A 20,293-nucleotide genomic window follows, 5' to 3' on the forward strand; every position below is an offset into this window, starting at 1 on the left:
GTCCGGAAGCCGATGTTCTTCATGGCTCCAGGCTACGGCGAGGGCTCAACGGGTGTCAGGCACTTGTTGAACGGTGTGGCGCTTGCGGCCGAACAGGTAGATGACCGGAAGGGTGCAGATCAGAGGCCCGAGGATGGCCAGTGGCCGTTCCAGCCACCACGTGAAGTCCGGTGGGATGGTGCCGCCGAGTGTGCCGAACAACCACCACCCGAGCCCCAGGGCGATCGCCATCCCGGTCGTGTGGAACAGGAACAGCGGCAGCGCGAACCGGTTGATGGTGTCGTTGACCCGCTTCCATCCGGGCTTCTCCAACACCCGTTCCATGGCCGGGCGCAGCACCTCGACCAGGCCGATCTGGAAGATGAGCAGGGCGACGATGACGAAGGTCGGCGGCGCCATGTTGGACCACTTCTCACCGGGTACGCCGACCATCGAGCCCGGGTAGATGCCCGAGTAGACCAGCCCGATCAGCATGAACAGGCCGGTCCAGAGCACGCCGATGTCGTAGCGGCGGGGCAGCGCGACCACGCGGTCGTAGAAGAAGCCGGCCTGGTGCGCCAGCCCCCACACGATGATCATGTTGAACCAGCCGGCCCACTCCAGGTGGTAGCGGAACCGGAGCACGTCGACGACCAGCGCCGCGCCGCCCAGCCAGATGAGGACGAGCACGTCGTAGTGCCGGTGCAGCCACAGCGCGACCGGCAGCAGCGCGATCAGCACCAGGTAGACGCCGATGAACCACAGCGGGCTCAGGACCAGCAGCACGACCCGCCACGTCCAGGGCGGGGCGTCGAACACCGTGGTGGCGACGGTTCCGATGGCGATCCACGCCGCCGACAGCCCGAGCGCGGGCAGTGCCAGCGCCCGCAGCCGCCGCGAGACGAAGGCGCCGATGCCGACTCCGCGCTCGCACGCCCGGTTCCAGGACAGCAGGTGTACGTGCCCGCCGACGTAGAAGAAGAGCGGCAGCACCTGCAGCAGCCAGGTGAGGATCCACAACCCGGTGGTGAAGCCGAGCGGGCTGGTCGGAGAGGGCCCCTCCGGCGTCCATTGCAGGATCGTGAACGCCCAATGCCACACCACGACGACGATCAGGCTCAGAGCACGCAGCCAGTCGACGTATTTATCGCGTTTCACTTGTCGATGTCACCCACGACGAAGAACATGGATCCCAAGATCGCCACCATGTCGGCCACCAGGTGGCCCGGCAGGATCTCGCGCAGTACCTGGATGTTGCTGAAGGAGGCGGAGCGCAGCTTCATCCGCCACGGCGTCTTGTCCCCTTTGGAGACCAGGTAGTAGCCGTTGATGCCGAGCGGGTTCTCGGTCCAGGCGTACGTGTGGCCCTCGGGCACCTTCAGCACCTTGGGCAGGCGCTGGTTGATCGGACCGGGCGGCAGCGAGCGCAGCTTGTCGACGCAGGCCTCGGCCAGGTCGAGGGAGACCTTCACCTGGTCCAGCAGGACCTCGAAGCGGGCGTAGGAGTCGCCGGCGGTCCGCGTGACGACCTTGACCGGCAGTTCGGGGTAGGCCAGGTACGGCTGGTCGCGGCGCAGGTCGATGTCGACCCCGGCGGCTCGGGCGATGGGGCCGCTCACGCCGTACTGCATGATCGTGTCGCGGTCGAGGACGCCGACGCCCTTGGTGCGCGCCAGGAAGATCTCGTTGTGCAGGATGAGGCCCTCGATGTCGGGAACCTTGCGGCGGGTCATCGCGACGCTCTCGGCCACGCGGTCCAGCCAGCCGAGCGGCAGCTCTTCCTTGAGCCCGCCGACGCGGTTGAACATGTAGTGCATGCGCCCGCCGGAGATCTCCTCCATGACGGCCTGGATGCGCTCGCGCTCCTCGAAGGCGTAGAAGAGCGGCGTGATCGCGCCGAGCTCCAGCGGGTAGGAACCGAGGAACATCAGGTGGTTGAGCACCCGGTTGAGCTCGGCCAGCAACGTACGCGCCCACACCGCCCTGACCGGGACCTCCATGCCCAGCATGCGCTCGGCGGCCAGCACCACGCCGAGCTCGTTGGCGAACCCGGACAGCCAGTCGTGCCGGTTGGCCAGCATGATGATCTGCCGGTAGTCGCGGACCTCGAACAGCTTCTCCGCGCCCCGGTGCATGTAGCCGATGATGGGCTCGGCGCTGGAGATCCGCTCGCCGTCGAGCGTGAGCCGCAGCCGGAGCACGCCGTGGGTGGAGGGGTGCTGGGGGCCGATGTTGAGGACCATGTCCTCTGTGGCCAGTTCCTTCGCCCCTGCGCCGATCCCGATGATGCGCTCGGTCATTTCCCCATGCTCCCACCGGCCTCGCGCGCGATCTACTGTGCGGTCCTTTCATTCTGTACGGCGCGCCCTGGCGTAACGGGCCGTTCAAGAGACGGTATGGGGAGGAGTCGCAGGTCAGAGGGGTGGGGGACAATTACCACAACGGGGGGAGAAACCACCATGAAGCTAGCTTTCGACCTAGCTGCCCTGATCTCGCGAGTGACCATCGGCGTGATCTTCGTGGCCCACGGGTGGCAGAAATGGCAGAACGGACTGGGACCGACGTCACAGATGTTCACCCAGTCCGGCGTGCCCCAACCCGAGCTCGCGGCCGGATTCACGACCGTGGCCGAGCTCGTGGGCGGCAGTTTCCTGATCATCGGACTGCTGACCCGCCTGGCCGCGCTGGCCCTGCTGTGCGTGAGCCTGGGCGCGATCATCTTCGTCCACGGCAAGAACGGCATCTTCGTCACCGACCTGGGCTGGGAGCTCGTCGGGGCGCTGGGCGCGGCCTGCCTGCTCCTGCTGGCCGTCGGGGCCGGCCGGATCAGCGTCGACAGCATCGCCCGCACGATCCTGAGCAGGCGCGCGGCCGACCAGACGCTGCCGGAGTCGACCGGGAGCACGACGACCACGACCATGCCCACGAACGTCCGCACCGTGCGGGACGTGCCGCGCACCGAGACCGAGCCGTCCGGCACCGGGACTGATTCGCCCCGCAACGGGACGGAGCCACCGCGCCCAGGGGCGCAGCCGCCGGGGACAGGAGATCAGCCGCCGGGCAACGGGACGGAGGCGCCGCGCGTCGGGACGGAGGCGCCCGGCAACGGGACGGAGCCGCGCGCCGACGTGCCGCGCCAGTCCACGCCGCCGCCCGCCACGGGCAGCGGCGCGGCCCTGAGCGACGACGACATGAAGGCGCTCGACGCGCTGATGTCCGACGACCAGCCGAGGAAGAACCCGCCTGAGTGACGCCTGACCCGCAGTGAGGACTCCGCCTGGGTGACGCCCCTGACTGGGGCGGTGAGGACTCCGCCCGGGTGACGCCTGACCCTCGCGGTGAGGACTCCGCCTGGGTGACGCCTAACGAGCCGTGAGGTCCCGCAGCGCGGTGATGAGCCGGTCGACGTGCTCGTCGGTGGTGCCGATGCCGATCGAGGCGCGCACAGCGGACGCCGTCCCGTCCTCACAACCCCCGTCGGCGGTGCCCAGGAGGTGCCGCACGAACGGGTGCGCGCAGAACTTGCCGTCGCGTACGCCGATCCCGTACTCGCCGGACAGCGCCTCGGCGACCTCGCGCGCGCTGTAGCCGTCCACGACGAAGGAGACGATGCCCACACGCGGGTGGTCGGGACCCCACAGCGACAGCTCCCGCACGCCCTCGATCGAGGCCAGGCCGTCGCGCAGCCGTGCGATCAGCCGCTCCTCCTCGATGACCAGCGGCGCCCAGCCGGTCGCGCTCAGCGCGTCGCACGCCGCCGCCAGCGCGATCGCGCCGATCACGTTCGGGGTGCCGGCCTCGTGCCGGGGCTCGGGGTCGTCGTGCCACTCGGTGGACTCCTCGTCCGCGCCGACCGACTTCACCGCGCCGCCACCCTTGAGGTACGGCTCGCCGCTCGCCAGCCAGTCACGGCGCCCGATCAGCACACCGGCGCCGAACGGCGCGTACAGCTTGTGGCCGGAGAAGACGACGTAGTCCAGGTCCAGGGCGGTCAGGTTGAGCTGGCGGTGCGGGACGAGCTGGGCGGCGTCGACCAGGATGCGGGCGCCGTGCCGGTGGGCGATGTGCGCGAGGGCGGCGATGGGCCACAGCTCGCCGGTGACGTTGGAGGCCGCGGTGACGACGAGCAGCTTGGGGCCGGAGATGGCGGCGAGGGCCTCGTCGGCCTGGCGGACGGCTTCGCCGGGGAAGGCGGGCGGCGCCAGCCGTACCGTCTTGTCCCAGGGGAGCAGCGAGGCGTGGTGCTCGCTGTCGAAGACCACGGTGGTGGTGCCCGCTGGCAGGACGCCGGCCAGCAGGTTCGTGGCGTCGGTGGTGTTGCGGGTGAAGATGACCGCGTCGTCGGGGCGGGCGCCGGCGAAGGCGCGGACGGTGTGGCGGGCCTGCTCGTAGCGGGCGGTGGTGAGCTGGGAGGCGTAGCCGGCGCCGCGGTGCACGCTGGAGTAGGCCGGGAGCGCGGCGGTGACGGCGGCGCTGACCGGCTCCAGACAGGGTGCGCTGGCGGCGTAGTCGAGGTTGGCGTAACCGACCAGCTTGCCGCCCTTGACCGGAACTTCCAGGTCGGCGCCGAGGACGGCCGGGATGGCGCGTGCCTCGCCGTGCTGGGGCTGCCGCGCCTGGGTCTGGGCGGGGACGGAGCTGAAGATGGTCAGGGTGGACACGGCGAATCTCCTGGGGTCGTCGGGACCCCTGGAATCGCCACGGAGCCCGCGCTTGCCCGCCACACCTCGTGACGGACCAGGTCCTCACCCGGGGCACCCCGCCGCGGACGCGAGGGTTGCCGGCCAGCTAGCCGGGGCTTGTCGCTGGCACTCATGACCTACACGCAGCACTATAAGCGACACCCGGCCATAAATAGCAACCCCTTGGAACGCCCGGCAGCGAGATCTCCCTCTCCTCCACGAGGAAACGGGAGGGCGTCAGAGCCGGGTGTCCCTAACGCCACGGCCCGTCGTTGACCACTCCAAGCGGGTGGATCATCCCAGGCCAGCGCCATTTCCGAACTACTAAGGAGGATCGTGAACTTCTGCGGGGGTTAGGTCGTTGGTACCGGGAGATAGTTCCCGACAACGGAGGTGCGGAGATGTGGGACTGGGTAAGCAACCCGGAGATCTGGATCGGGTTCTTCACCCTGGTCGCCCTGGAGATCGTCCTGGGGATCGACAACATCATCTTCATCTCGATCCTCGCCGGGAAACTCCCTGAGCACCAGCGCGACCGGGCCCGGGTGCTCGGCCTGGCCGCCGCGCTCATCAGCCGGCTGCTCCTGCTGCTCGCCCTGTCGTGGGTGGTCAGGCTGACCGAGCCCTTGTTCGCCGTCTTCGGCCATGACATATCCGGCCGGGACCTGATCCTCATCCTCGGTGGCCTGTTCCTGCTGGCCAAGAGCGTCACCGAGATCGGCCACAGCATGGAGCTGAAGGGCGACAACGGCAAGCCGCGCAAGGTCGCCTCGTTCGCCTCGGTGATCATCCAGATCATGATCCTGGACATCGTCTTCTCGCTCGACTCGGTCATCACCGCGGTCGGCATGGTGAACGAACTGGGCGTCATGGTCGCGGCGGTGATCGTGTCGGTGCTGGTCATGCTGTTCGCCTCCGGCCCGATCAGCCGCTTCGTGGACAAGCACCCCAGCATCAAGATGCTGGCCCTGTCCTTCCTGGTGCTGATCGGCGTGGTGCTTCTCGCGGAGGGCTTCGGCCAGCACATCTCCAAGGGCTACATCTACTTCGCGATGGCCTTCTCGGTCATCGTCGAACTGCTCAACATCAGGATGCGCAGCAGGCACGCCAAGCGGTCTGACCAGGAGAATGCCAAGGACGGCAGCTCGTAGGATGAAGCGGTGCGCTTTGACCCGTGGAATCCGGATTTCGTTGCTCATCCGTATGACGTCTATGCCGAGCTGAGGCGGGCCGAGCCGGTCAGCTTCTTCGAGCCGACCGGCCAGTATCTGGTCTCGCGGCACGCCGACGTCAACGCGCTGTTGCGTGATCGCCGGCTCGGCCGTTCCTACCTGCACGTCGCCGCGCACGAGGAGTTCGGGCAGGAGGCGCCGCCGGACTTCCAGGAGCCGTTCTGGCGGGTGATCAACGCCGGCATGCTCGACGTGGAGCCGCCCGTGCACACGCGGCTGCGCCGCCTGGTCTCCAGGGCGTTCACGCCGAGGATGGTCGAGTCGCTACGGCCGCGCGTACGGGCGATCGCGGGCGGGCTGGTGGACGCCTTCGTGGCCAAGGGCGGGGGCGACCTGCTCGCCGAGGTGGCCGAGCCGCTGCCGGTGACGGTGATCGCCGAGATGCTCGGCATTCCCGGCGACGACCGGCACCTGCTGCGCCCCTGGTCGGCCGACATCTGCGGCATGTACGAGCTGAACCCGTCGCCGCAGGCCCAGCACACGGCGGTCCGCGCGGCGGCGGAGTTCGCCGACTATTTGAAGGCCCTGGCCCGCGAGCGCAGGCGGCAGCCCGGCGAGGACCTCGTCAGCGCGCTGGCGCAGATCGAGGAGCTGACCGAGGACGAGCTGGTCGGCACCTGCGTGCTGCTGCTCAACGCCGGCCACGAGGCCACCGTGAACGTCACCGGCAACGGCTGGTGGTCGTTGTTCAGGAACCCGGCCGAGCTGGAACGGCTGCGCGCCGACCACTCCCTGCTCCCGACGGCGATCGAGGAGCTGATGCGCTGGGACACGCCGCTGCAGATGTTCGAGCGCTGGGTTCTGGAGGACATCGAGGTGGAGGGCGTGGCGATCCCGAAGGGCGTGGAGGTGGCGCTGTTGTTCGGCTCCGCCAACCGCGATCCCGAGGTCTTCCCCGACCCCGACCGCCTGGACGTGGGCCGCGCCGACAACCCGCACATCTCCTTCGGCGCTGGCATCCACTTCTGCCTGGGCGCGCCGCTGGCCAGGATCGAGCTCATGGAGTCCTTCGGCGCCCTGCTGGAGAAGGCGCCGAAGCTGGAGCTGGTCCGCGAGCCCGTGTGGAAGCCCGGCTACGTCATCCGTGGCCTGGAGTCGCTGGAGGTCACGACCGGCTGATCGCCCGGTCGCCGCCGAACATTCCCGCCGGGTCGTGCCGCTGTTTGACCTCCGCCAGCCGCCGCAGGTGCTCGGGCGTGAAGGCCCGCACCGCCTGCTCCGGCGCGCCCATGAAGTTGAGCGGCACGAACCCGGTCGCGCTGCCCGCCAGCGCGGCCGAGAACCGGTCGCCGAAGGCCGCCACCTCGGCCGTGGCCCGCTCGTCCGGAATCATGCTGACGGCCGCGACGCCGAAGTCGCCCTGCCAGTAGCCAAGCCCGGCGTCGTCGGCGTGCGGGAGCCCGGCCACGTGCCTGATCAGGATGAAGACGTAGGGCTCTGTTCCGCGCGGCGCCACCTGCACCAGGTAGTCGATCACCGCGTCGGACAGCTCCGTCACCATCTCGCCCCGCGTCGTGTAGGGCAGCGGGTCGACCGGATCCCGGGTCACCGCGTCGATCTCGGTGAACGGCAGCGGCCCGGCCATGTCCACGGCCAGGCCGGGCACCGCCCGCATCGGCGCGACCAGGTCCTCGGCGCCGGGGCCGGTGGCGCACAGGCACACGCGCGCGAAGGAGCGCCCGCGCATCGGCTCGGGCACGAAGGGCGCGTCCGGCAGGTGGATCGTCCCGGCGGCCGAGGTGACCGTGACCGGCAGGTCCGCGGTCCACTCGCGGTAGGCGGTGAGCACCTGCCGGGTCAGCTCGACCGGCCAGAACAGGCCGCCGCCATAGAGGCTCGGCTCGCGGAGGAGCTTGATCCGCAGCGCGGTGACCGCGCCCAGGTTCGGTCCGCCGCCGCGCAGCGCCCACATGAGGTCCGGCTCTCCGGAGTCGTCGAGCCAGCGCAGGTTCCCATCGCCGGTGACGATCTGGGCGGCGGTGATGGCGTCGCAGGCCAGGCCGTACTGGCGGGACAGGAAGCCGAGCCCGCCGCCGAGGCTGTTGCCGACGACGCCGACGTGGGTGCTGGATCCGGTCAGCGGCGCCAGGCCGTGGGGGTGGGCGGCGGCGATGACGTCCTTCCAGGTGGCGCCGGCGCCGACCGTGGCGGTGCCGTCGGCCGGGTTGATCTCGACGCCGGTCAGCTCGGAGGTGACGATGAGCAGGTCGCCCGCGGTGGCCGCGCGTAGCGCGCCGTGGCCGGTGTTGTGCACCCGGACGCGTAGATCGTGCGCGGCGGCGTGGCGGACCGCGTCCCGGACGTCTTCTGGCGACCTGGCCAGCACGGTGAGGGAGGGTTCGTGGGTGACGGCGAGGTTCCATGGGGCGGGAGCCGCGCGGAGCAGACCTCTGGGCAGATCCATGTGGGTAATCGTCTCATGGCGAAGAGTGATCACACATGATGCTGGAGCCAGCCGAAGCCGCCCAGGCCGCGGGGGTCGATCAGCTCACCCTCCTCGGAGGCGCGCGCCAGGGCACGCAGGTATCCGCGGGGGTCGGTGTGGGCCAGGTCGAGGGGCGGACGGGTGGCGGTGATGCCGAGGGCGCGCAGCGTGTCGCGCTGTGTGGACAACGTTGTGGATATCGCGCCGGCCCGCTCGCCGGCGGCGGCGCACGAGTCGAGTGCCACGTGTGCGGTGATGTCGCAGGTCCCGTCTGGTATGGGCGGGACGACCGAACCGTCGCGGTATCCGGTGAGCGTTCCGCAGGGCGGCCGGTTGTCCACAGGGTGTGAATAGTCGACGGCCACCGCCAGGCCGCGGGCCAGCCGTACGATGACGGCCGTCCACGCGGCGTCACGGGCGCGGCCGATCTCCGCGCGGGCGCCGACGCAGGACAGGGGCCACCAGCGGGCGAGCCACTCCTCGTCGGCGGGGTGTGGCGGCTCGCCGAGGCGTTCTTCGCCGGTCTCGGTGTCGACCATGACCAGGCGGGGGCCTTCGGCGGTGTGCTCGGCCACGTCGAGCGGGATGTTGTCGAGCCACTCGTTCGCGATCGCCAGGCCGGTGATGCCGCCGGGGATGGTCTGGGACCAGGCGATGCGTTCGGGCAGGTGGGACGGCCTGGCGGAGAGGTCGACGGCGGTGACGTTCAGGCGTACGGCCAGCTCGGACGGGGCGGCCGCGAGCACGCGGCTGACCAGGACCCCCTCCCCGGCGCCGACGTCGACGAAGTCGAGTCGCTCCGGGTGGCCGAGCTCGGCGTCGACCCGGAGAAGGAGCGTGAGCACCGCGTCGGCGAACGCGGCCCCGGCGCTGACCGAGGTGCGGAAGTGGCCGGAAGGGCGTTCGCGCAGGTAGAAACCCCTGTCGCCATAGAGTGCGCGCTCCATCGCGGCACGCCAGGTGAGCCACATTCCTGGACTATCTCATGACCAGGTGCCGACACGCACAGTGATGTCATGACTACTTATTGTGGCGAGATTGCGCTATCGTTACTCATGGTCACCGACGATCGTCCCGGCCCGCCCCCCAGCGGGCTCGGTCCGGTCACCCGGTCGGCCAAGTAGGTAGCTGAAGCGGCCACCCGGGGCCGCGTCACCGAGAGGAGCCCCCCAAATGCTCAAGAAGACCTTCGTCGCGGCCGGCGCCTTCGCCATGCTGGCCCTGGCCACCCCAGCCCAGGCCGACCTCGTTACCTCCGGTAACAACAGCGTGCTCTCCGGCAACCAGGTGTTCGCCCCGGTCCGGATCCCGATCAACATCTGTGGCAACGCCGTGGCCGTCCTCGGCCAGGCGATCGCCGGCTGCAAGGGTGGCGCGCACACCAGGTAGACGGACGGAGGGCTCGGACCGGTTATGGCAACCCGGCCCGAGCCCTATTCGGCCGGCCAGTCGGCGGATGGCCGGTCGATGGTGCACTCCCAAGGGGGTAGCACATCGTCATTGCGGGCGTCGGGTCCACTATGGGCTCGGCGCCCGCTGCCATGCGATGAAAATCCCCTCTCCTCATCTCTCCCGACAGGGGGTGCACGTTTTGTATGCCCTTGTCGGATTTGTCGTTAACGCAACATGCGGTAAAAGCCCGGTCACCTGTGCATGGGAAGGCTCCAGTTACGCTGGTCGGCAGTGCCAACAGCGGGACAGGGACAGGACGACATGGACGCAGGTGATCGCCCGGCACGGCTGGCCGTCGGCGTGGTCGGAGCGGGCAAAGTGGGCTCGGCACTCGGTGCCGCGCTGGCCCAGGCCGGCCATCGCATCGTGGCCGCCAGCGGGGTCTCCGACAGTTCCCAGCGCTGGGCGGCGGAACGGCTCGGCGTCGCCACCTCCAGGCCCGAGGACGTGGTCGCGGCCGGCGAACTGATCCTGCTCACGGTGCCCGACGACGCCCTGCCCGGCCTGGTCGGCGGCCTGGCCGCCACCGGCGCCGACCTGCGCGGCAAACTGGTCGTCCACGCCAGCGGCGCCTACGGGCTGTCCGTGCTCGACCCGGCGGCGCGGGCTGGAGCGCTCCCGCTGGCGCTCCACCCGGTGATGACGTTCACCGGCCGTGACGACGACATCAACCGCCTGACCGGCATCTCCTACGGCGTCACCGCACCCGACCCGCTGCGGCCGATCGCCGAGGCGCTGGTCATCGAGATGGGCGGCGAGCCGGTCTGGATCGCCGACGCCGACCGCGCGCTCTACCACGCCGCGCTCGCCGGGGCGGCCAACCACATGGTGACGCTGATCGCCGAGTCCTCCGAACTGCTGGAGGGCATCGGTGTCGAGCATCCCGGCCGCATGCTCGGGCCGCTGCTCGGCGCCGCGCTCGACAACGTGCTCAGGCTGGGCATCGCCGGGCTGACCGGGCCGGTCGTGCGCGGCGACGCCGGCACGGTGCGCAAGCACGTGGACGCCCTCATCCTGGCCGCGCCCGAGGCGGCCGACGCCTACATCGCCCTGGCCCGGCTCACGGCCGACCGCGCGCTCGCGGCGGGTCTGCTCAAACCCGAGGAGGCGGAGAGGTTGCTCGACGCGCTGGGCGGCAACATATGGACCTGACAGGGACCGGATGGCCCTGATCGTGGCATAGGAGGCTGTGGCGTGGAGCTGATCGTCGCGCGCAATCGCGCTGACCTGGTCAAGGCTCGGGGAGAGGGCAGGGTCGCCCTGGTTCCGACCATGGGGGCGCTGCACGAGGGGCATCGGACGCTCATCCGCGAGGCCAGGTCGCTGGCCCCCCGGGTGGTCGTCAGCATCTTCGTCAATCCCCTGCAGTTCGGCCCTTCCGAGGACTTCTCCCGCTACCCGCGCACCTTGGAGGCCGACCTCGACGTCTGCCGCGCGGAGGGCGTGTGCGCGGTCTTCACTCCGGTGGCGGAGGAGATGTACCACCCCGACCGGCAGGTGAGCGTCTCCTCCGGGCACATGGGCACGATCGTCGAGGGCGCGGTGCGACCGGGGCACTTCGACGGTGTGCTGACCGTCGTGCTCAAGTTGTTCAACCTGGTGCGGCCCGACGTGGCCGTCTTCGGTCAGAAGGACGCCCAGCAACTGGCGATGATCCGGCGCATGGTGGCCGACCTGGACCTGCCGATCGAGATCGCCGGCATCCCCACCGTGCGCGAGCCCGACGGCCTGGCGATGTCCAGCCGCAACCGCTACCTGTCGCCGGACGAGCGGCAGACCGCACTCGCGCTGTCGCGGGCTCTGTTCGCCGGCTCCGTGGAGTCCGGGCCGGCGCGCATCAAGGCGGCGGCGCGGGCGGTGCTCGACGGGGCCGATCTCGCACTCGACTACCTCGTCCTGGTCGACCCGGCCACGTTCGCCGAGGTCGGCGAGTCGTACACGGGTGAGGCGGTCCTCGCCGTCGCCGCGAAGGTCGGCGGCACGCGGCTCATCGACAACGCCGTCCTGCGCCTGTCCTGAGAAGGCCCCACCCCGGCGACGGGTCACTCATCGGGAGGGGTTATCGTCATATTGACGAAATTCCCTCGATGAGGAGACCCCCATGAGTGGACCGGCGATCCCCCTGCGGCTCAGCGCGCCGGAACCCGGCTGGACCCGCGAGGCCGACGTGGTCGTGGTCGGCTCGGGAGTGGCCGGGCTGACCGTCGCGTTGCGCCATGCCGAGCTGCGGCCCGAGGCCAAGGTGCTCGTCGTCACCAAGGACGTGCTCGGGGAGGGTTCGACCCGATTCGCGCAGGGCGGGATCGCGGCGGTGCTCGATCCCGGCGACAGCCCCGAGGAACACGTGAACGACACGCTGATCGCCGGGGTGGGGCTGTGCGATCGGCGGGCCGTACACGCGCTTGTGACCGAGGGGCCGCGGGCGCTGCGGCGGCTGATCGCGCGCGGTGCCAGGTTCGACCTGACCGACGGCGGCGAGCTGCAGCTCGGCCGCGAGGGCGGCCACCGGCGCGACCGGATCGTCCACGCGGGCGGCGACGCGACCGGCGCCGAGGTGCAGCGCGCGCTCGTCGCGGCGCTGCGCGAGCGCGGGATCGAGGTCATCGAGCACGCGCTCGTGCTCGACCTGCTCAAGGACGCCGCCGGGCGGGCCGCCGGGGTGACGCTGCACGTCATGGGCGAGGGCGCGAGCGACGGCGTGGGCGCGGTACGCGCGGGCGCCGTCGTGCTGGCCACGGGCGGCATGGGGCAGGTCTACCAGTCGACCACCAACCCGCTGGTCTCCACCGGAGACGGTGTGGCGCTGGCGCTGCGCGCCGGAGCGGTGGTGCGCGACCTGGAGTTCGTCCAGTTCCACCCGACGGTGCTCTGGCTCGGTGAGGACGCCACCGGCCAGCAGCCGCTGATCTCCGAGGCGGTCAGGGGCGAGGGCGCGTTCCTCGTGGACGAGCGCGGCACGCGCTTCATGGACGAGGTGCACGAGCTCGCCGACCTCGCCCCCCGCGACGTGGTCGCCAAGGCGATCATGCGCAGGGCCGGGCAGGTCTACCTCGACGGGCGCCACTTCGGCGAGGACAAGTGGCGCACCCGCTTCCCCACGATCCGCGCGCTCTGCCTGGAGCACGGCATCGACCCTGCCGCGGAGCTGATCCCGGTCGTGCCCGCCGCGCACTACGCCAGCGGCGGCGTCCGCACCGACCTGCACGGCCGCACCTCCATCCCCGGCCTGTACGCCTGCGGCGAGGTCGCGTGCACCGGCGTGCACGGCGCCAACCGCCTGGCCTCCAACTCGCTGCTGGAGGGGCTCGTCTTTGCCGAGCGCATCGCCCAGGACATCCAGCCCACGGTACGGCCGGCGCCCACGGACCCCCAGGCGCAGGAAGGCCTGTTCGACCCGCGCGTCCGCCCCAGGATCCAGGCCCACATGAGCAGGGGAGCGGGCGTGCTGCGCAGCCGCGAGTCGCTGGTCCTGACCGCGAAGGCGCTCGGCGACGCCCGCTGGACGCCGGTGCGGGTGCCGCCGTGCACCGAGGCGTGGGAGACGACGAACCTGCTCACGGTGGCGACCGTGCTGACGGCCACCGCCGTGGCCCGTGCGGAGACCAGGGGCTCGCACTGGCGCGAGGACTTCGGCGAGCGCGACGACGAGCGCTGGCTGGGACATCTGGACGTGCGACTGACCGAGGAAGGCTTGCAGATGACTTACACGCCGCACGGGCTCGCGCTGGACACCGGCGCGCCCGAGATCCAGGACGTGATCGACCGGGCGCTGGCCGAGGACCTCCAGGAGGCCGGTGACGTGACCAGCCTGGCCACGATCCCGGCCGGGCACCGCTCGGCCGGGGACGTGGTGGCCCGCGAGGGCGGCGTGGTGGCGGGGCTGGCGGTGGCCGAGGCGGTCTTCCTGCGGCTGGGCGCGAGCCGTACGACGAGGCTGGTGGAGGACGGGCAGCGGGTCGCGGCGGGAGAGGTGCTGATGACGGTCGAGGGGCCCACGCGCGCCCTGCTCACGGCCGAGCGGACCGCGCTCAACCTGCTCACGCACCTGTCGGGCATCGCGACGCTGACCGGCGCCTGGGTCGCGGCGCTGGAGGGTACCGGGGCGCGGGTGCGCGACAGCCGTAAGACGCTGCCGGGGCTGCGGGCGCTGGAGAAGTACGCGGTGCGGGCCGGAGGCGGGGTCAACCACCGCATGTCGCTGTCGGACGCGGCGCTGATCAAGGACAATCACGTGGTCGCGGCCGGGGGAGCCGGGGCGGCGTTCAGGGCGGTCAGGGAGCGGTACCCGGACCTGCCGGTCGAGGTCGAGGTCGACACGCTGGAGCAGCTGCGGGAGGTGCTGGCCGAGGGGGCGGAGGTGGTCCTGCTGGACAACTTCACCGTCGAGGAGATGGCGCTCGCCGTACAAATCACGAAAAATCAGGCGAAGTTGGAGGCCAGTGGGGGACTGACCTTGGAAATGGCCCGTGATGTGGCTGAAACTGGCGTTGACTATCTTGCGGTGGGAGCGCTTACGCATTCCGCGCCGGCCCTGGACATCGCACTGGATCTACGGGGGTAATTGATGCTGCTCACGATCGACGTCGGCAACACGCACACCGTGCTCGGTCTCTTCGAAGGCGAAGAGGTGATCGAGCACTGGCGGCTGGCCACCGACGCCCGCCGCACCGCCGACGAGATCGCCGTCGTGCTCCAGGGGCTGCTCGGCCAGTCACCGCTGCTCAAGGGAGCCGACGTCAGCGGCATCGCGATCTGCTCGACCGTGCCGTCCGTGCTGAACGAGATGCGGGAGATGTGCCGCCGCTACTACGGCGACGTGACCGCGGTGATCGTGGAGCCCGGCATCCGCACCGGCGTGCCGGTCCGCATGGACAACCCCAAGGAGGTCGGCAGCGACCGGGTGGTGAACGCCCTGGCCGCCATCGACCAGTACGGCGGGCCGTGCGTCATCGTCGACTTCGGCACCGCCACGTCCTTCGACGCGGTCTCGGCCAAGGGCGAGTACGTGGGTGCGGTCACCGCGCCCGGCATCGAGATCTCCGTCGACGCGCTCGCCGCCGCCGGCGCCCAGCTCCACAAGGTCGAACTGATCAGGCCGCGCTCGGTCATCGGCAAGAACACCGTCGAGGCGCTCCAGGCCGGCATCATCTACGGCTTCGCCGGCCAGGTCGACGGCATCGTCGAGCGGATGATGGCGGAGCTGGCCGACGACCCGGACGAGGTGACCGTGGTGGCCACCGGCGGGCACGCCGCTCTGGTGGTGGGGGAGTCGCGCTCGATCGACGTGCACGAGCCCTGGCTGACCCTGATCGGCCTGCGGCTCATCTACAACCGCAACACGACATGAGCGAGCGGCCCCCCGCTCGGGAATGGGGGGCCGCTCGCGGCTTGCGGGCGTCGCTACTCGGACTCGGCCGTGTACAGGTACTTCCACGAGCCGCACTTGGTCGGGTGGCTGCTGTGCGGGCCGATCTGGCAGACCTTGACGCGCAGGCTGAAGACGTCCTCCTCGGAGAAGGCGTACTTCTTGTAGCCGGGGTAGCCGCAGTACTTCTTCGTGTAGACCGTGGACCAGTCGTAGTCGAAGTCGCTGGCCTGGAACTTCACGTACGCGCACTTGCCACCCTGCTTGTAGGTGCGGGAGTCGAGGTCATAGAGCCGGCCCGTCACGGAGACGGTGTTGGACTCCTGGTGCTCGTCCCACTCGACCCCGACCCAGCCGTGCGACTTGGCCTGGAAGTGCTTGGAGTAGACGGGTCCCCAGTGCGAGCTGTAGTCGTAGCTCGACGTGCTGGCGGAGGCGGCGGTCGGCAGGCTGAGGGCGAGGGCGGAGGTGGCGGCAACGGCGAGGGTGCCGATCGCGATCTTCTTTATCATGGTCTCTCTCCTGGAACCCGGAGGTGCTGTGCTCCATTGGTAACGGAGAGTTCTTGCAGCGCCCCTGCAGGGAGCCGACGAGCCCTTGCAGTTCGCCATATCCCCTACCCTTTGTTCTTGTGAGCGACGAACTTCCCGAGCAGATGCGCATCCGGAGGGAGAAGCTCGACCGCCTCCGCAGCGAGGGCGTCGAGCCCTTCCCGGTCAACTTCCCCCGCACGGCGACGAACGCCGAGGTCAGGGAGAAATACCAGGGCCTGGAGCCGGACACCGCCACGGGAGACAGGGTCGCGATCGCCGGCCGGGTCATGCTCAACCGCGTCGGCGGCAAGCTCTGCTTCGCCACCCTGCGCGACGGCTCCGGCGACCTGCAGGTCATGGTCTCGCTCGACAAGGTCGGCGAGGAGTCGCTGGCCGCCTGGAAGAGCGACGTCGACCTCGGTGACCACGTCGGCGTCGAGGGCGAGGTCATCACCTCGCGCCGCGGCGAGCTGTCGATCCTGGCCGACTCCTGGCAGATCACCGCCAAGTGCCTGCGCCCGCTGCCCGAGAAGCACCTCGGCCTCACCGACCCCGAGGCCCGCGTCCGCCAGCGCTACGTCGACCTCATCGTCAACGACGAGGCCCGCAGGATGGCCCACCTGCGCAGCGCCACCGTCCGTGCCGCGCGCGACTTCTGGCACGAGGAGGGCTACCTCGAGGTCGAGACCCCGATGCTCCAGCCCATCCACGGCGGGGCGACGGCGCGGCCGTTCAAGACCCACATCAACGCCTACAACATGGAGCTCTACCTTCGCATCGCGATCGAGCTCTACCTCAAGCGGCTCGTGGTCGGCGGCATCGAGAAGGTCTTCGAGATCAACCGCAACTTCCGCAACGAGGGCGCGGACTCCACGCACAACCCCGAGTTCACCATGCTCGAGGCCTACGGCACCTACCTCGACTACAACGACATGGCCGACCTGACCCAGCGCATGTACCAGAAGTGCGTCGTGGCCGCGCTGGGCACGTCCGTGGTGGAGCATGACGGCGTCGAGGTCGACCTGGGCATCAAGGAGTGGCCGCGCATCACGCTCTACGGCTCGGTCTCCGACGCGCTCGGCGAGGAGATCACGACCGAGACCTCGCTTGAGCAGGTCCGGAAATATGCCGACAAGCGGGACATTCACTGGGATCCGAAGTGGGGCCAGGGCAAGCTCGTCCAGGAGATCTTCGAAGAGCTGGTCGAGCACACGCTCATCCAGCCCACCTTCGTCATGGACTACCCGCTGGAGACCTCGCCGCTGGCCCGCAACCACCGCGACAACCCGCTGGTCACCGAGAAGTGGGACCTCATCGGGTTCGGCACCGAGCTGGGCACCGCCTACTCCGAGCTGAACGACCCGATCGAGCAGCGGCGCCGCCTGGTCGAGCAGTCGCTGCTGGCCGCCGGCGGCGACCTTGAGGCGATGCAGCTGGACGAGGACTTCCTGCAGGCTCTGGAGTACGCCATGCCGCCCACCGGCGGCGTGGGCGTCGGCATCGACCGGATGATCATGGCGTTCACCGGCAGGAACATCCGCGAGACCATCCTGTTCCCGCTGGTCAAGCCCACCGGCTGACCGTCAGGGCGTGACGACGACCCGTCCGCGCTGTCCTCCCGCCGACAGCCGGGCGTAGGCCTGCGCCGCCTTCTCCAGAGGGTGGGCGCCGGCCAGGCGTACCGTCAGCCGGCCCGCCTCCGCCCAGCGGGCCACCTGGGCCAGCTGGCCGGCGTCGGCGCGTACGTACACGGTGGAGACGTGGATTCCGCGCAGCGGGATCGGCGCCGCCCCGGCGGCCACGCCCACGTACGCGCCCCCGGCCCGCACCGAGTCCAGCGCGGTGAGCCCCACGACCGCGGCGTCGACCACGCCGTCCACCCCGCCGGGCACCAGGGCGCGCACGGCCGCGGCCAGATCCGCGTCCCGGGACACGAACCACTCCGCCCCGAAGCCACGCACCAGCTTCTCGTCGCCGGGACCGGCCAGTCCCGCGACCCGCAGCCCGCGCGCGGCGGCGATCTCCACCAGGTAGCCGCCCAGCGCACCGGCGGCCCCGGTCACGAGGAGCGTCTGCCCGGGAGCCAGAGCGGCCAGGTCGAGGGCCTGGATGGCGGTCAGCGTGTTCAGCGGCAGCGTGGCGGCCTGCTCCGGCGTCAGCCCCTCGGGCGCGGCGGCGACCTCCGAGACGTCGAGCAGCACGTACTCGGCCTGCCCCTTGTGCGGCAGCATCAGCCGGTCGGACAGCCCGAACACCGCCTGCCCGGCCGTCAGTCCGCTGACCCCCGGCCCCACCTGGTCGACCACTCCGGCCACGTCCCACCCGAGCCCGTACCGCTCCATGGGGTCGGTCAGCTTGTAGCCGGGCAGCGTCCCCGAGGCGGTGAACAGGTCGATCGGCTGCACGGCGGCCGCGGCCACCTTCACGCGTACCTGGCCGGGTCCAGCCTGCGGCACCGGGACCGTGACGATCTCCACTTCACCCTCGCGCCCGACCAGCGCTCGCATCGTTGTCATGCGGCCACGGTAGGAAGGCTTACTCTCTTTTGGTAAGAAGGCACCTGAAGGTGCGTAAGCAACCCGGAGGAATGCCGTGCCCACCCAGTCGGCCGCGGACAGGCGCGCGGCAGCCCGCCTGGCCTACGACGCGTACATCGCCAAGTGCCCCTCGCGCCAGCTCCTCAGCACGCTCAGCGACAAGTGGGTGAGCCTGATCCTCACCGCGCTCGCCGGCGGCTCGCAGCGCTATAGCGACCTGGCCAGGGCCATCGCCGGCGTCAGCCAGAAGATGCTCACCCAGACCCTGCGCAGCCTGGAGCGCGACGGCCTGGTCTCCCGCACGCTCACCCCGTCGGTGCCCGTACGCGTCGACTACGAGCTCACCGATCTGGGCCGCACGCTCCTGCCGATCATGGCCGCTATCAAGGAATGGGCCGAGGCCCACATCGAGGACGTCCAGGCCGCCAGAACCCGCTACGACAACCGCACCTGAAGCCTGGCCAGCCCCCGCAGAACCACGTTCTCCTTGTACGGCGGCGCCTCCTCGGCCAGCTTCAGCTCCGGCGCCGCCGCGGCCAGCGCCCGCAGCGCGATCTCGCCCTCCATGCGCGCCAGCGTGGCCCCGAGGCAGAAGTGGATCCCGAGCCCGAAGGCCAGATGCCGCTCCGGCGCCCGTCCCGGATCGAAGCGGTCCGGATCGGGGAAGACGGCGGGGTCGCGGTTGGCCGCGCCGACCAGCGCCATCACCGGTGTGCCCGCGGGCACCGCCGTGCCGCCCAGCTCCGCCTCCCGCAGCGCCGTCCTGGCGGTGAGCTGCACCGGCGGGTCGTAGCGCAGCACCTCCTCGACCACCGCCTGGGGCTCGTCCGCCGCCCGGTGGAGCATGCCGTGCCTGGCCAGGTTGAGTACGCCGTTGGCGATCAGGTTGACGGTCGTCTCGTGCCCGGCGACCAGCAGCAGGACGCAGGTGGCCAGGAGTTCGGCCTCGGTGAGCTCCCGGACCTGGGTGAGGGCGCTGAGCAGGTCCTCGCCGGGGCGTACGCGCCGCTCTGCCAGCAGTTCGCGGAAGTACGCACGGAACTCCAGGCTTGCCCGCTCGGTGGTGTCGGCCTGGCCGGAGGGCAGCATCGGGTCGAGGCTGCGGGCGAGCGTCTCGCTCCAGCCGCGGAAGCGCTCGTAGTCCTCAGGCGGCACGCCGAGCATCTCGGTGATCACCAGGACCGGCAGCGGATAGGCGAACTCGGCGACCAGGTCGGCCTCCTCGCCCATGGCGCCGATCAGCTCCGCGGTGATCGCCTCGACCCGGGGGCGCAGCCGTTCGAGCATGCGGGGCGTGAACGCCCGGCTGACCAGAGCCCGCAGCCGCGTGTGGTCGGGCGGGTCGAGACGCAGGAACGACACCTGCGGCCGGTCAGGGTCATCGGTGTCCGGCGGGACGTGTCCGTGGCCGAAGCGGGGGTCGCGCAGCATCGCCGAGACGTGCTCGTGTGATGTGGCTACCACCAAACCGCCGCGGGTATGAAATAAATCGCCGCGCTCGCGAAGCTCCCGATACTTTCCGTACGGGTCACGCCGGAACCCGGGATCGAACGGATCGAATCCCAGCACGTCGGCGGGGGTCAGCGTCGGTGACCGAGGGGCGTTGTAAGGATCAGTGAGATCGCTCATCGTGCCCCGACGTGTGACGACATATGGCGAGTAGTTCACATAGGTTTGATCATGTCAATACAGCTGGTCAAGCTGGGCAATTGTCGAGCTTGACGACCTTTCCTGAATGCGTTTACCGTCTGCGAGACGAGCGCGTTGCGCGGTCCGATACGTCTGCGAGTTCTGCTGTTGGGGGGAGGGCTCCCGATGGATGTGCTCACCGAGGGCGTTGAGCTGAGCCACGCCGATTTAGCCTTGCTCGCCGAGCTGGCCAAGGGAGTCACGGTCGATCGGGTAGGGCGCCGGCTGGAGATCAGCGGACGCACGGTACGCCGCCGTTTGCGAGGGATATGCGACAGGATCGGTGTGGCCACCGCCATCGAGGCGGTTGCCTGGGCGGCACGCCGCCAGCTGATCTAGCAGGGCTGAGACTCGACCCCGCCGGTTCGCCCGGCGGGGTCGGTTTTGGCTGGCGTGGGG

General features: G+C 70.2%; 19 protein-coding genes and 1 riboswitch. Of the genes, 11 read left to right on the top strand and 8 right to left on the bottom strand.

The features are described from left to right. Window positions 1-45: 45 nt before the first annotated feature. Window positions 46-1,137, bottom strand: coding sequence for an acyltransferase (locus ACIBKY_RS44900; protein WP_397107046.1), 1,092 nt, complete (start codon window positions 1,135-1,137; stop codon window positions 46-48). After that, entirely contained in the window at window positions 1,134-2,279 is a 1,146-nt protein-coding gene (locus ACIBKY_RS44905) for an NADH-quinone oxidoreductase subunit D (RefSeq protein ID WP_397107048.1), read from the bottom strand. Before ACIBKY_RS44905 ends, ACIBKY_RS44900 begins: the two co-directional genes overlap by 4 nt. Window positions 2,280-2,438: 159 nt before the next feature. On the opposite strand from ACIBKY_RS44905, the gene ACIBKY_RS44910 reads away from it, so the two are divergent. After that, entirely contained in the window at window positions 2,439-3,230 is a 792-nt protein-coding gene (locus ACIBKY_RS44910; protein WP_397107050.1) for a DoxX family membrane protein, read from the top strand. A 111-nt stretch (window positions 3,231-3,341) separates the two neighbouring features. Here ACIBKY_RS44910 and ACIBKY_RS44915 read toward each other — a convergent pair whose 3' ends face one another. Further along, window positions 3,342-4,640 (bottom strand): aminotransferase class V-fold PLP-dependent enzyme, encoded by a 1,299-nt coding sequence (locus tag ACIBKY_RS44915; protein WP_397107052.1) that lies wholly within the window; start codon window positions 4,638-4,640, stop codon window positions 3,342-3,344. Window positions 4,641-4,683: 43 nt separating this feature from the next. Further along, window positions 4,684-4,799: riboswitch (SAM riboswitch) on the bottom strand. Between the two features lie 263 nt (window positions 4,800-5,062). Here ACIBKY_RS44915 and ACIBKY_RS44920 point away from each other — a divergent pair. Both ACIBKY_RS44920 and ACIBKY_RS44925 read left to right on the top strand, forming a co-directional pair. Beyond that, on the top strand, window positions 5,063-5,812 hold the full coding sequence (locus tag ACIBKY_RS44920; protein ID WP_397107054.1) for a TerC family protein: 750 nt from the start codon (window positions 5,063-5,065) through the stop codon (window positions 5,810-5,812). Window positions 5,813-5,821: 9 nt separating this feature from the next. Continuing rightward, on the top strand, window positions 5,822-7,012 hold the full coding sequence (locus ACIBKY_RS44925; RefSeq protein WP_397107056.1) for a cytochrome P450: 1,191 nt from the start codon (window positions 5,822-5,824) through the stop codon (window positions 7,010-7,012). Here ACIBKY_RS44925 and ACIBKY_RS44930 read toward each other — a convergent pair. Together ACIBKY_RS44930 and ACIBKY_RS44935 are read right to left on the bottom strand one after the other, a co-directional pair. Beyond that, window positions 6,999-8,297 (bottom strand): FAD-binding oxidoreductase, encoded by a 1,299-nt coding sequence (locus tag ACIBKY_RS44930; RefSeq protein WP_397107058.1) that lies wholly within the window; start codon window positions 8,295-8,297, stop codon window positions 6,999-7,001. The two genes, ACIBKY_RS44925 and ACIBKY_RS44930, sit on opposite strands and share 14 nt — an antisense overlap. A gap of 29 nt (window positions 8,298-8,326) precedes the next feature. Beyond that, window positions 8,327-9,265 carry an SAM-dependent methyltransferase gene (locus ACIBKY_RS44935; protein WP_397107060.1) on the bottom strand — a complete coding sequence of 313 codons (939 nt, stop codon included), beginning with the start codon at window positions 9,263-9,265 and terminating at the stop codon, window positions 8,327-8,329. A 226-nt stretch (window positions 9,266-9,491) separates the two neighbouring features. Here ACIBKY_RS44935 and ACIBKY_RS44940 point away from each other — a divergent pair, with 226 nt between their 5' ends. From ACIBKY_RS44940 to ACIBKY_RS44960, 5 genes are all read left to right on the top strand, one after another. Beyond that, entirely contained in the window at window positions 9,492-9,707 is a 216-nt protein-coding gene (locus ACIBKY_RS44940; RefSeq protein ID WP_397107062.1) for a chaplin family protein, read from the top strand. A 324-nt stretch (window positions 9,708-10,031) separates the two neighbouring features. After that, a complete protein-coding gene (locus ACIBKY_RS44945) occupies window positions 10,032-10,922 on the top strand; it encodes a Rossmann-like and DUF2520 domain-containing protein (protein WP_379611947.1) in 891 nt (296 codons plus the stop codon). Window positions 10,923-10,964: 42 nt separating this feature from the next. Continuing rightward, entirely contained in the window at window positions 10,965-11,789 is an 825-nt protein-coding gene (gene panC / locus ACIBKY_RS44950) for a pantoate--beta-alanine ligase (protein WP_397107064.1), read from the top strand. An 82-nt stretch (window positions 11,790-11,871) separates the two neighbouring features. Continuing rightward, window positions 11,872-14,331 carry an L-aspartate oxidase gene (locus tag ACIBKY_RS44955; RefSeq protein ID WP_397107066.1) on the top strand — a complete coding sequence of 820 codons (2,460 nt, stop codon included), beginning with the start codon at window positions 11,872-11,874 and terminating at the stop codon, window positions 14,329-14,331. 3 nt (window positions 14,332-14,334) lie between these two features. Then, on the top strand, window positions 14,335-15,117 hold the full coding sequence (locus ACIBKY_RS44960) for a type III pantothenate kinase (RefSeq protein ID WP_397107068.1): 783 nt from the start codon (window positions 14,335-14,337) through the stop codon (window positions 15,115-15,117). Window positions 15,118-15,170: 53 nt separating this feature from the next. Here the strand turns inward: ACIBKY_RS44960 and ACIBKY_RS44965 are convergent, their stop codons facing one another. Beyond that, complete coding sequence (locus ACIBKY_RS44965) at window positions 15,171-15,647, bottom strand: hypothetical protein (RefSeq protein WP_397107070.1); 477 nt, start codon at window positions 15,645-15,647, stop codon at window positions 15,171-15,173. 119 nt (window positions 15,648-15,766) lie between these two features. Between ACIBKY_RS44965 and lysX the strand changes: the two genes are divergently transcribed. Continuing rightward, window positions 15,767-17,248: a bifunctional lysylphosphatidylglycerol synthetase/lysine--tRNA ligase LysX gene (gene lysX / locus ACIBKY_RS44970; RefSeq protein ID WP_397107072.1), complete on the top strand. Its 1,482-nt coding sequence runs from the start codon at window positions 15,767-15,769 to the stop codon at window positions 17,246-17,248. Window positions 17,249-17,251: 3 nt separating this feature from the next. On the opposite strand, the gene ACIBKY_RS44975 is transcribed toward lysX, so the two are convergent. Then, window positions 17,252-18,184 carry an NADP-dependent oxidoreductase gene (locus ACIBKY_RS44975; RefSeq protein ID WP_397107074.1) on the bottom strand — a complete coding sequence of 311 codons (933 nt, stop codon included), beginning with the start codon at window positions 18,182-18,184 and terminating at the stop codon, window positions 17,252-17,254. Between the two features lie 76 nt (window positions 18,185-18,260). Here ACIBKY_RS44975 and ACIBKY_RS44980 point away from each other — a divergent pair, with 76 nt between their 5' ends. Next, window positions 18,261-18,659: a winged helix-turn-helix transcriptional regulator gene (locus ACIBKY_RS44980; protein ID WP_397107076.1), complete on the top strand. Its 399-nt coding sequence runs from the start codon at window positions 18,261-18,263 to the stop codon at window positions 18,657-18,659. On the opposite strand, the gene ACIBKY_RS44985 is transcribed toward ACIBKY_RS44980, so the two are convergent. Beyond that, window positions 18,641-19,834: a cytochrome P450 gene (locus ACIBKY_RS44985; protein ID WP_397107078.1), complete on the bottom strand. Its 1,194-nt coding sequence runs from the start codon at window positions 19,832-19,834 to the stop codon at window positions 18,641-18,643. The two genes, ACIBKY_RS44980 and ACIBKY_RS44985, sit on opposite strands and share 19 nt — an antisense overlap. 186 nt (window positions 19,835-20,020) lie before the next feature. On the opposite strand from ACIBKY_RS44985, the gene ACIBKY_RS44990 reads away from it, so the two are divergent. After that, complete coding sequence (locus tag ACIBKY_RS44990; protein WP_157251897.1) at window positions 20,021-20,233, top strand: LuxR C-terminal-related transcriptional regulator; 213 nt, start codon at window positions 20,021-20,023, stop codon at window positions 20,231-20,233. The last annotated feature ends 60 nt before the right edge of the window (window positions 20,234-20,293 follow it).

The organism is Nonomuraea sp. NPDC050394, assembly GCF_044459065.1.
Classification (GTDB): Bacteria; Actinomycetota; Actinomycetes; order Streptosporangiales; family Streptosporangiaceae; genus Nonomuraea.